Source organism: Pseudobdellovibrionaceae bacterium (assembly GCA_023954155.1).
In the GTDB taxonomy this organism is placed as follows: Bacteria; Bdellovibrionota; Bdellovibrionia; order Bdellovibrionales; family UBA1609; genus JAMLIO01.
In genome coordinates, this window is sequence record JAMLIO010000008.1 from 35291 (window position 1) to 47222 (window position 11932).

Consider the following 11932-nt stretch of genomic DNA (forward strand, 5'->3'; position numbering starts at 1 on the left):
TATGAAAAAAGTGGCCGTAATAGGTGGGGGATTTTCAGGACTTTCGGTGGCGTGGGCTCTATGTAAAGAAGCTCATCGTCAGAATTGGGATGTGCAGATCGACATCTACGAAAAGCACTCTTGTCTTGGGGGACTGCTGCAAACCCAAAGAGACACGTGGGGACTGGTTGAGCCTGCGGCGAACTCGATTTTAGTTTCTGAGGCCGTAGATGAAATGGCTAAAGACTTTGGTGTGACTTGGGCTAAGAAGAAAAAGACCTCGCGCAAACGTTGGGTGATGACGGCAAAGGGTCCATCAAGATGGCCTTTGAGTGCATTTCAAACTTTTAAAAATTTAGATCGTCTGTTGGGTGTAGCTAAAGGCAGCCCCAGATGGATATTTAAAGAACAAGAGACCATCAAGCAGTGGGGCGATCGGGTGTTTAGAACTCCGCAAGTGGTGGATGAGTTCATCGGTCCTGCTTTATCAGGAGTGTATTCCAATCGACCGCAAGAACTTTCAGCCAGTTTATGTTTAAGTTCGCTGTTTCAAAAACCCCAACCTAAATCTAAAGGCTCTATGGCTCCCGAAACAGGAATGCTTGAGTTTTTTGAAAAAGCAGAAGAGTTCTTTAAACATCAAGCTTCTGTCAGTGTGCATTTAGATACTGAGATTCAGGACGTGAAGTCTTTGGGGGCTGATATTGTGATAGACTGTAGGCCCAACGCTTTAGGGCTTAAGATCAACTACAATCACATGACTAGCGTTTCCGTCTTTTGGCCTGGGGAAGGTCGTCCTAATATTGAAGGATTTGGGTGTCTGTTTCCGCATTCAGACAAATATATTGGAGTGCTGTTTGACACCGATATTTTTGAGGGACGCGCTTCGCAAGATGTATTTTTAGAAAAGTGGATCATTAAAAATCCAGAACCTCAAACTCAGTGGACGGAAAAAGATACACAAGACCTTCTAGAATTTAGATTTAAGAATCTACAGCAAAATGCCAAATCTTTACAACGTTCAAATGTGGAACCCTTAAAAGTATGTGCCTTTAGTTTATCAAGAGCGTTGCCCAAGTATGATCTGAATTTAGAAGCCCAACTTAACGGTGCCACTAAAAAATACTTTATGGGTTCAAAGATCTATGTCGATCGTAATAATGACAAGCATATTTTTCATGGAAATTATTTGGGTGAGATAGGACTAAATAAGATTCTTCATAAGTCCATACTGATTGCAAAGTACGTGGGTGACATTACAGCTAGTGGAGCAGTATGAAAAAAGCAGTTTTAATGATCAATATCGGTTCTCCAAATAGTTTAGACCTTAAAGATGTTAAAGATTATTTAGAGCAGTTTTTAATGGACCCTCGTGTGATCAATTACCCGTATTGGTTAAGATACTTATTATTTAAAAAAGTGATCATTCCTAAGCGCACCCCTAACTCGGCAGAAGCTTATGAACAAATTTGGCAAAAAGAGGGTTCCCCACTTCTGATCTACACTCAAGAGCTTGTGGATAAGATGAATGAAAAAGATAAGGAGTATGATTGGTTCTGGGCCATGCGCTACTCTAAGCCTACGGTGGCTTCTCGGCTGCAAGAGATTATAAATAGGGGTTATGAAGAGATTGTGATTTTCCCTGCTTATCCCCAATTTGCCGACTCTTCGACAACGTCGTCTTTGGATGTGGTGCAAGATTTTTTTAAAGAACCCCAAATGTGCAAACTATGGCAGGGCAGAGTTAAGTACGTTGAAGACTTTTATAAGAATAAGGATTTTATTTCTAATATCGTAGATCAATGTCAGAATCAGACTAAAAAGTTCACAAGTGCAGATCATGTGCTGTTTTCTTTTCATGGTCTTCCAGAAAGTCATCTGCGTTTGATTCATAAAAGTTGCAAAAGTGCACAGTGTGAAACTCAAATCAGTTCTGAAAATCAAAAGTGTTACAAAGCCCAATGCTATCAAACCGCAAAGGCTGTTGCAGAAGGTTTAGGAATTCAAGATAAGTATTCTGTGTCTTTCCAAAGCCGCTTAGGCCCTAGCAAGTGGATTGAACCTTATACAGATGTTGTTGTAGAAGATTTAGCTCGTAAAGGCACAAAGTCTTTAGTGGTATTTTCTTTAGCCTTTGTCACAGACTGTTTAGAAACTCTAGAAGAGTTAGATATCCGCCTTAAAGACTCTTTTTTATCTTCGGGTGGTACAGATTTTTACCGAGTCCCTTGTTTGAATCAAAACTTTGATTCTGCGTTTGATATTATAAGAACGGAAGAGCTGAAGATATTAAATCTTTAGAATTAAGCTTTAAATTTTTCAAGTGCGATAATGCGCATGGTTATTGCGCCATACCTTAATTATTATGCGGACTCCACTGCTTACCCATAGATATAATTTTATTTATAAGTTCAATATAAGATATTCCTATAGACTTAGCACTCATAGCAAAGTCTTCAAATTCCGAAATATCGGGATTGGGGTTGGCTTCTAAAATGTAAATGTCTTCGTTTTCTGAGACTCTTAAATCCATGCGCGCATAACCACTAAGCCCTAAGATTTGATATGCTTTTTTTGAAATCTTTTGCAGTAGGGCGGCTTGAGCTTCTGAAATTTCGGCAGGTCCAGTTTGAATGCCGTTTCGTTTGCGATAACTTTCATTAAATTTAGCATTTGTAGTGTACCACTGGTTTTCTGGGTCCACATCTTTATTAAATTTCAATTGCCACACAGGCAAAGCTTGCAGGCGGTAGTTTCCCATAACCCCTACAAAAAACTCTTGGCCTTGAATGAACTCTTCAGCAATGGCATCAGTCTTAAAATTTTCGTGGATGAACTTCACGCGCTCTTTAAGCTTTTCATCATTTTTAACAATAGAAGCTTGGGAAAGTCCCAAAGAGGCCTCTTCGTTTAAACATTTTACGATCACAGGAAAACTATCTATTTTCACTTTAGTCTGAGGCGTATTTAAGGGAAAGACCTGAAACTCTGCCGACTTGATCTTGTGAAAGGCCAAGATCTTTTTAGATAAGGCCTTATCCCTAGCTAAAATCAGTCCCTTAGGATTGCACCCCGTATAAGGTATCCCTAAAAGTTCTAAGTGACTGACCACATTCTGATCCAGAGTGGCTTCACCATTAAACTCTTCAAGTAAATTAAAAACAATACTGGGTTTAAATTCAGAAATAGTATCAGTAATGATCTGTAGGTTCTCATACACCCCAAGAACATGCACATTATGACCCGCAGTAAGAAGAGCCTGCTTGACCTGATACTCTGTCACCCAAGGTGTATTATCCCAATCCACAATAGAAGGATCTTCAACCTCTGGCGGCACTAAATCCTGATGCACAAGCAATAACACCTTCATAAAAAAGCCACCCTTCTTAATATATTACACGACGAAGCTAAGAGTTTGTAAAGACTAGAATAAAAAGAAACCCCAAAACAACAAAAGAAATCAACAGATCGTTTTTAATTCAAAAATATTTAAAGATAACGAAAACACACAATATCAAGCGTTTGATAATTAAAAGCTTAACATTAAAAATTTAAAATTTCACTAAGACAAAGAAAACAACTTCACTCACTTTACCCGATTAACTGAGACTTTGGGTCTTGGGGTGGGGATTTTCTATATATGGTCGAAATGCGAGTTCGGCTTGGCGTGATTTTGCGAACGCAAAATCATGACAAACGTCACTGTCTGAGCATTTTATATATAGAAAATCCCCACCCCAAGACCCAAAGGGGCTACATTTTGATTCCCATTTTACCTGAGTAAATTAAATTCATATTATAGATACAAAGCATAGAAACAAGTTCAAGACTGGTCGTCTTTTCAGTTTTAATCAGAAAGGCTTTGTTCTCTTTGCAAAATTCAAGGATCTCGTCATACATCTGCCCAAGGGTGTAGGCGTCTTGCCCCGTCCACTTGGACAGAGTTTCAAGAATATGTGGCCGCTCTTTTTTTAAAAACACAGCAGCAGATTTGTTTTTCTTATAAGCTGTGGACGAAGAAAATAAATGAAACACAATAGGGGTCAGATCCATTTTTTCTTCAGAAGATAAATAAGACATTTGGTCATGATAAAAGGTCTTTAGTTTTTTTGTGCTTTTGACAATGTTTCCTGGACGTTTTCTGACAAACACCTTGGGGCTTTTGCCTTTAATGCCCTTCATGGTTTGATCCACGAACTTTAATTTTTCTAAAGCCAGAGGCCAATTTTTATATTTGCTCTTCCATTTAGACGAGGGGCTTAGCCAAGTGGCAAAGGTCTCGGCCCAATCCTCATCGGGATGAGCTTGGGCGTACCAAGGGTTAATGTGGCTAACAAAATTTTTATAGTTCAATCTTGGGTAATAGGATTCAGGGTATGGCGCCGAGGACAAACCAAAAAGTTTTTGTCGTTTGCGTGACATTCTTAAATGGAAGGCGTTGTCTATGGCATGTCCCGCTTCATGGCGCAAAACCCGCATACAGTCTTTGGGGTCAGCACCTTCGGGTGGAGCACCCATGATCGCCGCATGCAGGGCGATCAATCGAGGATGAACCAGATAAAAGGGCACGGCAATGCCAGGCACTCCATCAGTGGCGTACCACTCGCTAGCAATCCAAAAGTGAGGTTTAAATCTTAAATCTTTTTCAGAAAGTTCTTTATAAAGAGCCTTAATAAAAGGAGTCAGACGCGAGTGACGAAGAGACAAGTTCAGATCGCAAAAGCGTAACTCTAAAAGCTCTTTATCAGTAAGAGAGGTCCACCAGTCCGTCTTTTGTCTTTTTGCCATAAAGCTGATTTAGTCTTCGCAGAGTGTTTCTATCACGGACCATTTTCCTGCCCACAGTGTCCATTCGGTACTGCAGAGGTAGTACTCATAACCCTTGCAGGGATAAATGGGGCCGTAGACTTTAGTGATCACGCTGAAATTTTTTAAAGCATGGGTCAGAAGGTTATCGGTAGTTTCAAACCCCTCAAGATAAAAATGTTTAAGTCCACAAGTCATTCCATGAGCATCTTGAAACAAATAAGACTCTAAGGAGGCTTCTGTCTCTTGCACCACAGACGCAAGATCAAGTCCAGTGATGGTAAGCACCTCATTTTGACTTAAAGGTGTGACTGCGGCCTGGAGATTTTGTAGGTGTAAAAATAGGGGAATGGCAAACGCAAAAAATAGTGGGATTTGGTTTTTCATATCTATCCTTTGTAAGGGCATTAAGTCCAAATTCTACGTAATCGTTTATGCGGCCCAGAGCCTGGGATGTCAAACTCTGCACCATGAATTTTAAAGCCAAAACTAGTATAGAGATTAAGAGCCGATATTCTGGCATTACACCAGATCATCTCGGCCTTGGGTTCGTTGTCAATCAGATGGTTGAACATCATTTCCAGTAGAGTATGGCCAATGCCTGAGCCTTGAAATTCAGGCAGCACGGCCATACCTCGAATCCTAAAGATGCGCTCTGATAACACCTCGTCCTCGTCTTCAGGAATCAAAGTGCCAACGCCCACAAGTTTCGCTCCTTCAAAGGCGCCAATATGTAGAGTGCGAGGGTGGAGGTCTTGGGCATAAGTGACCCGCTGGGGGGGGCCGTGGGGATGAAGAACGGCTTGTCTTAAGCCTAAAATGTCTTCAAGCATACTGGGGTCTAAAACCTTAAAACTTCTAGGGGGAATGTCGTTTTGCCAAAAGACCATAGACTATAAATCTCTGAGTGGAACTTGAAGGCTGATGGGACAATGATCCGAGATGTAGTCCTTGTAATATTTGGGATTTTCATAGGACTTAGGCTCTTTAGAGGCATGTAATGAACAAGCCACAAACATCTCATAAGTGTTTAGCCAATTGGCTTTAGGCACAAGTAAGTAATCAAAAAAGCGATTTTTACCACTGCCTAAGTGGGTGGTCAGAGCAAACTCGGTGTGGAGCTCTAAAGAGCGACGGTCGGCTTGATCAAGATAAAGATAAATGTCGTCCTTTTTCATGCGGGTAGAGTCTTTGCTAAAAGCATTGAAGTCTCCACCAATCACAAGGCCTTTTTCTTTATGAAGACCTTGTTCAATGATTTGATCAAATAAAGAGGCCATTTGCTGTACGCGAAACTCGGAGTGCATGGGACTAGCGCGTAAGTGCACGTTGATGGTGTGAAGGAATTTGGTTTTGTTCTGCAGGGACTGAAATTGCAAATAGAGGGCATTTCTAAGACCAAAAATTTTAAAGCTGATATCAAAAGTACGATCGGTGTCGTGAACGTCTTTAGAAACCCCCACAGGAGCCACGGTCTTAGGATTGTAACAGGTCACCACATACTGGTAACTTGAACCTCTGTTGCGTGTGCTGAGGCACTTGTACCCACGGCCAATGGTCTTTTGCAGACGTAAAGGGTCGGTGATCTCTTGAAAGAGAAAAATATCAGTGTCTTTGTAATAGGTTTTAAAAAAGCGTGTGAGGTGTCCGTCTCTTTCTTCATCATTGTGGGGAGGGAACTTTTTTGACCCATACCAGCGCAAATTAAAAGACGCCACTTCAAGGGAGTTTGTGGTTTTGGCCAGTGAAGGTGAAGAGGTAAAAACCTGTAAGAGCGCAAAGACCAGTGTGCTCAAAAAAAGAGCGGGTAATTTCGATTTAAAGAGAGTGTGGGGCACAAACATGGGATGATTATCTATCACTCCTCTAAAGAGGCAAGGAATAACTCATGAAGACACCTTGTCATTCCGTGGGGCATTCCTTACACTTTAATTCTATGCATCTCAGAGTCATTGCACCTAGTTTTAAAATCAGCGATGAGGATTGGGCTCGTACCTACGAGCTATTAAACCAGTCTCAGTGCTCCTATGCGGTCAATCTCCCGTTATTTGAAGAAGGGCAGCTGTGTGCGGCTTCACTGGATAAGCGTATAAAGGACTTAAAAGAGTCGATTTTAGACCCTAAGGCTCAGATCATTTGGTGTCTGCGTGGGGGGTATGGGGCCTTGCACCTTTTGCCGCACTTGCAGAAACTTAAAAAACCAAAATCTATCAAGCTTTTGATTGGTTTTAGTGACATTACAATTTTGCATTACTTTATCAATCAAAAGTGGGGTTGGCCGTCTTTGCATTACAGACACTTAAATAGTTTTGTAAAGGATCAGTCTGTGGCCGAAGGGCTCAAGGTCTTTCGTCAAACGTGCAAAAATCTACACGCTTCAAGCCCCTTGGTGTTTAAAGGGCTTAAGCCTCTAAATACTAGGGCCAAAGAGTGTCTGAAAAAAGGGAAGTCCATGAAGGCCCCCATAGTGGGCGGCAATCTGATCACCATGCAGTCTTTGATAGGGTTAGATGTTCCCCCACCCCAAAAGCAGTGGCTGTTTTTAGAAGAGATTGACGAGCCTATTTATAAAATTGATCGCGCCTTAACTCAATTGCAGCAGTCAGGGTGGCTTAGGTCCGTTAAAGGAATTTTCTTAGGAAGCTTCACACATTATAAACCTGAAATAGAGCAAGACATTCGTAAATATTTAACATCTGGCTTAGAGCACTTACCTGTCCCAGTATTTGGATTTCTGCCTTGTGGGCACATGACTCCACAGCGTCCACTTTTTTTAAACACCTCCAGTGTACTGAGCTTTACAAAAACCTCAGCCACACTGACCAATCAGACCTTTTCAGTCTTGTAGGAAATTAAAGTATGGCTTTGTCTAAAACTGCAATCACCAAAACATTACAAGCCCAACTGCTAAAAGACGTCTTTGTGCCCTTACAAGAAAGCCATAAAGATTTAAGTTTACAAATGGCAGTCTTATATAAAAACGAGCAGTGGAAGTTTTCATTCGGAAAGTCCTTTAAGTTCTTTGATCTGGCGTCTCTGACCAAACCCATCTTTGCCATGAGTTTATGTATGTATTTAGAAGATCGCTCGCCTGGATTTGTATCGCAAACAGTGTCCAGTCATTTGCCATGGTTTAAGTTTCCGAAGGTGAAGATCAAAGACCTTTTGGCGCATCAAAGTGGCGCCCCCGCACTTTATCCTGTGTTTGAAGAACTTAAGCACGACACCTTAAGTGGGCTTGCCCCCTTAAACCTCTTAATCCGAGAGGTGGATTTTAATATGTCTGAACCCGTGTACTCTGATGTGGGATTTTTTATTTTAGGCGCAGTCTTAGAAGAGGTATTTAATAGACCTTTGATTGAAGTTTTTAAGGACGCACACCAAGGTCAAATGTCCTCAGCCCTGACAGAGGCGTGGGGCACCATGCACTTTCGAATGACGGGCCAAAAGAAAGAGGATTCTAAAAACTACGCCCCCACTGAAAATTGCCCCCTTCGTCACAAGGTGATCCAAGGTGAAGTCCATGACGAGAGCTGCTGGAAGATGGGTGGAGTGTCCACACACGCGGGTCTGTTTGGTAGTCTTGAGGATGTCTCGCAGTGGGTGAGGGTGCTCAATCAAGTGTTTCAGGGAAATAAATTTTATTCACGCAAAACGATCTCTACTTTTTATAAAAAACAAATCGGTGATTGGAGATTGGGGCTGATGGTGCCTTCGCGTCCACGCTCTACAGCAGGCGAAACTTTTTCCGAGGCCTCCTATGGTCATTTGGGATTTACGGGCACCTCAATTTGGGTGGACCCCAAACAAGATCTATCCGTGGTGGTACTGTCAAATAGGACTTACCCCGATCGCCGAATCAATATGTTAAATCAATTTAGACCTCACATTCATAACTTGGTGGCCAAAGTCATAAAGGACAACAAATGAAACATAATATTTCAGAACTGAAACCTGGAGCGCACATACATATCATGGGAATTTGTGGAACAGCGATGGGAAATTTTGCAGGACTCTTGCAAAGTATGGGTTACAAAGTGACAGGCAGTGATCAGAATGTATATCCCCCCATGTCTGATGTTCTAAAAAGTTTAGGCATTTCTATTTATCAGGGTTACAAAAAAGAAAATTTAAATCCAAAACCAGATTTTGTAGTTGTGGGCAATGTGATCACAAAAAGTATGGAAGAGGCCGAAGCTTTACTTGCATCAGACATTGCTTATGCCTCTTTTCCTGAAAGCATGGGGGATATGCTTTTAAAAAACAGTTACTCTATTGTGGTGTGTGGCACCCATGGCAAAACCACGACCACAGCCATGATGGCATGGATGGCCAGTGAATTACATCAACAACCTGGTTACTTGATAGGTGGAGTACCTAAAAATTTTGATGTGTCTTTTGCTAAAGGTGGTGGCAAATACTTTATCATCGAAGGGGATGAGTACGACACGGCTTTTTTTGATAAGGTGCCAAAGTTTAAACATTATTTTCCCAAGTCTGCCATATTGACCAGTGTCGAGTTTGATCACGCTGACATTTATAAAGATTTAAATGATGTACTAAGTGCATTTAAAATCCTAATGGAAAAACTGCCCGCCGATGGAAACCTAGTTTACCATTTTGATGATCAAAATATTGCAGGACTCTTGGAGTGGACACAGTGTCAAAACAAAGTGTCCTATGGTTTTAATAAAAAAGCGCAATTTAGAATAGAAGATGTCAAGTATACGGATCAGGGCACATCGTGGACGGTGGTGGAACGAAAAGCAGAGGGTAGAGAAGTATCAACTTTACTGACAAGCTCTATGAGTGGGGATCATAATATTTTAAACTTTACAGCCAACTTTGCTCTAGCCACCCAATTAGGATGGGATCACAAAGGGGTTGTAAAGGCCATTGCCACGTTTCAAGGTGTTAAACGTCGACAAGAGATTTTAGGCGAGTTTGGCGGCGTGCTTGTCATCGAAGATTTTGCCCATCATCCTACAGCTGTAAAGGTCACCTTAGAGGGTTTAAAAAAGAAGTACGCAGGTCGCAGGCTGTTAGCTGCCTTTGAACCCAGGTCTGCCACAAGCAGAAAGTCGATCTTTCAAAAAGATTATGTGGGGGCTTTTGATCATAAGGCTGATCACACTTTTATTATGCAAGCCTATGTGCCCCAAGGTAAGGCGGCTGAAGAGGATGGATTTTCGGCCGTGAAGTTAGTGGAAGATCTTAAGGTTCAAGGGAACTCTGTGTGTTTAGCCACAACTTACGAAGAGCTTGTAAGCGAAGTGCTGACACAGGCCAAACCTCACGATGTGTTAGTGCTTATGAGTAACGGAGGTTTTGGCGGCATCTATTCTCAGATTACTAAAGGACTAGGGACCTCACGCTGAGGGTTGGCCTGAACCTTCGGCAATCAGTTGGTTGGGTGTCGAGTAAGTTTCCACAAGGTCTACAATCATACACAGATAGTAGAGCAAGATGGCGTTAAGAATATGCCACATGAAGTGTGTTCCAAAGGGAATGAAGTGACACAGTGGAATGTCTACGCATCTGAAAAATAAAGCTAATGAAAATATGTTTAAGGCTTTTAAAAAGTGATGTCTTAAAAACACTGAAGGAAAAGTAAACCACACCTTCATGGTAAAGATGAATAAAAATAACCAAGCAGGTAAGTAGCTAAAGGTTCCTGCGGCAATATGTTTAAACTTCATATCCATCAGTAGGGTAAGAGAGACAAAAGCCACCACAATCAGCAGATTGAGCCACAAAGGTCGGTTTAAAATACGTTTATTGGCCCATATCAGATAAACAATAATAAAACTAAAAATAGGAACCACATCCAGCCACATGGCCAGAGGTGTGGCAAGCAAATGAAAACTGATACTGCCTAAACCAATCACTAAAACCCACGAGACGAAAAAATAATAGATGCGTGAGACTTTTTTGAATTGGCGAATTTGATAAACAAGGGCAAAGAAAGCCACGATAAAAGCAAAGTTACTGATGAGATTGATGGGCTCTTGCCATAATCCCCAATCTGTTCTTTCACAATAGGAGACAATAAAATCTGTCATATAAATCATTTTATACTTAAATAGATTCTAATTTAAAACAAAACTTTAATCCAGACGATGGTCCTAATGCGAGACGCATAAGCTTGGCAGTCCCTTAAACCCTGCTTGTAATGAAGGAGAGATCAATCTTTTAACAAGGAAGGTTATAAGGTGAAATATATCTTTTCACTCCTATTTCTGGTGGGTATGAGTGCTGTGGCAACGAACGCTCATGCAAATTGTTCATCGACTTTAGACTCTAAGACGGATGCAAATCTTAAACGTTTTATAGAAAAATTAGACCCATTTTGGGGGACATGGAGAGGCACCTACCAAGGGGAAAGAATTGTAGGGGAGCTGTATTTAGACAAACAGAACCGTTTTAATATCACGGGCTCTTACAAAAACCAAAATATCAGAGATGTAAAAGTGAAGTTGTGTTATCGCAATAATAAATTTCAAGCGGTCGTGTATGGCTTTACGGCAGATGTGGAAGTGCTTAGTTCACGTTCATTGCGCGCAAACCACTTTCTACTGAGCGAACCTGTTACAGTTAAAAGATAGTTAGAGAAACTTTGGCTGGTAAGCGGTGGGTGGGGTTACTGCCCTCTCATTATGCTGTCGCCCCTAGAGTTCAAATTTAAGAAGCCCTTAGTAGATGTTACTAGGGGTTAGATTTTTAAAGTGAAAGTTACAATTTTTAATTATCGCGATTGTGAGTTATTAAGGAACTGACTTTTTTGCAGTTGGTTTTCAAGCTCTGTGAGCTTTTGTAGGTCTTTGGGTTTGACGTCTCTTGAGCTTTTCATTTTACTTTTAAGGGACGAGATTTCGTCTTGCAATTTTTGATGTTCACTATTTGAGGACTGGGCCCAAACCCCGTGGTTAAGAGCGAGAACACTTATAAAGGTGAAAATCAGATATAGCTTTCTCATACCCCCTATTATCTCAACTCCTGAGCAATAAAAAAAGCGCAATTATAGTTTTTTTGTCTATCCTGTAAAAAAGAGACTTTAATGGCGTTAAAATGTCTCAAAGCGATACGGTTTTGACCTCAAATCCAAATTAACCCCTATTGACTGCCTGCTCTTTTCTTGAATTCACTT

The 11932-nt window shown here is 41.2% G+C and carries 13 protein-coding genes; 6 read left to right on the forward strand and 7 right to left on the reverse strand.

Features of this window, described 5'->3' with window-relative positions; genetic code table 11:
- The first annotated feature begins 1 nt into the window (after nt 1).
- Nucleotides 2–1258, forward strand: coding sequence for an NAD(P)-binding protein (locus M9899_09650; protein MCO5114424.1), 1257 nt, complete (start codon nt 2–4; stop codon nt 1256–1258).
- Complete coding sequence (hemH, locus tag M9899_09655) at nt 1255–2280, forward strand: ferrochelatase (protein ID MCO5114425.1); 1026 nt, start codon at nt 1255–1257, stop codon at nt 2278–2280. Before M9899_09650 ends, hemH begins: the two co-directional genes overlap by 4 nt.
- Nucleotides 2281–2335: 55 nt before the next feature.
- On the opposite strand, the gene M9899_09660 is transcribed toward hemH, so the two are convergent.
- From M9899_09660 to M9899_09680, 5 genes are all read right to left on the reverse strand, one after another.
- Complete coding sequence (locus M9899_09660; protein MCO5114426.1) at nt 2336–3349, reverse strand: ATP-grasp domain-containing protein; 1014 nt, start codon at nt 3347–3349, stop codon at nt 2336–2338.
- 383 nt (nt 3350–3732) lie between these two features.
- Nucleotides 3733–4767, reverse strand: coding sequence for a putative zinc-binding metallopeptidase (locus M9899_09665; protein MCO5114427.1), 1035 nt, complete (start codon nt 4765–4767; stop codon nt 3733–3735).
- 9 nt (nt 4768–4776) lie between these two features.
- Nucleotides 4777–5172 carry a hypothetical protein gene (locus tag M9899_09670; protein ID MCO5114428.1) on the reverse strand — a complete coding sequence of 132 codons (396 nt, stop codon included), beginning with the start codon at nt 5170–5172 and terminating at the stop codon, nt 4777–4779.
- Nucleotides 5173–5192: 20 nt separating this feature from the next.
- Complete coding sequence (locus M9899_09675; GenBank protein ID MCO5114429.1) at nt 5193–5675, reverse strand: GNAT family N-acetyltransferase; 483 nt, start codon at nt 5673–5675, stop codon at nt 5193–5195.
- 3 nt (nt 5676–5678) lie between these two features.
- A complete protein-coding gene (locus M9899_09680; protein ID MCO5114430.1) occupies nt 5679–6647 on the reverse strand; it encodes an endonuclease/exonuclease/phosphatase family protein in 969 nt (322 codons plus the stop codon).
- A 26-nt stretch (nt 6648–6673) separates the two neighbouring features.
- Between M9899_09680 and M9899_09685 the strand changes: the two genes are divergently transcribed.
- Genes M9899_09685 through mpl form a run of 3 tightly spaced genes read left to right on the forward strand, consistent with a single transcriptional unit; the run spans nt 6674 to nt 10163 of the window.
- Entirely contained in the window at nt 6674–7633 is a 960-nt protein-coding gene (locus M9899_09685; GenBank protein ID MCO5114431.1) for an LD-carboxypeptidase, read from the forward strand.
- Between the two features lie 11 nt (nt 7634–7644).
- The gene (locus M9899_09690; protein ID MCO5114432.1) at nt 7645–8715 is read left to right on the forward strand and encodes a beta-lactamase family protein; all 1071 of its coding nucleotides are present in this window, start codon (nt 7645–7647) and stop codon (nt 8713–8715) included.
- Entirely contained in the window at nt 8712–10163 is a 1452-nt protein-coding gene (mpl, locus tag M9899_09695; GenBank protein MCO5114433.1) for a UDP-N-acetylmuramate:L-alanyl-gamma-D-glutamyl-meso-diaminopimelate ligase, read from the forward strand. Before M9899_09690 ends, mpl begins: the two co-directional genes overlap by 4 nt.
- On the opposite strand, the gene M9899_09700 is transcribed toward mpl, so the two are convergent.
- On the reverse strand, nt 10155–10847 hold the full coding sequence (locus M9899_09700; GenBank protein ID MCO5114434.1) for a ceramidase: 693 nt from the start codon (nt 10845–10847) through the stop codon (nt 10155–10157). The genes mpl and M9899_09700 overlap by 9 nt on opposite strands.
- Nucleotides 10848–10997: 150 nt before the next feature.
- Between M9899_09700 and M9899_09705 the strand changes: the two genes are divergently transcribed.
- The gene (locus M9899_09705) at nt 10998–11390 is read left to right on the forward strand and encodes a hypothetical protein (GenBank protein MCO5114435.1); all 393 of its coding nucleotides are present in this window, start codon (nt 10998–11000) and stop codon (nt 11388–11390) included.
- 140 nt (nt 11391–11530) lie between these two features.
- On the opposite strand, the gene M9899_09710 is transcribed toward M9899_09705, so the two are convergent.
- Entirely contained in the window at nt 11531–11761 is a 231-nt protein-coding gene (locus M9899_09710; protein ID MCO5114436.1) for a hypothetical protein, read from the reverse strand.
- Nucleotides 11762–11932: the final 171 nt, after the last annotated feature.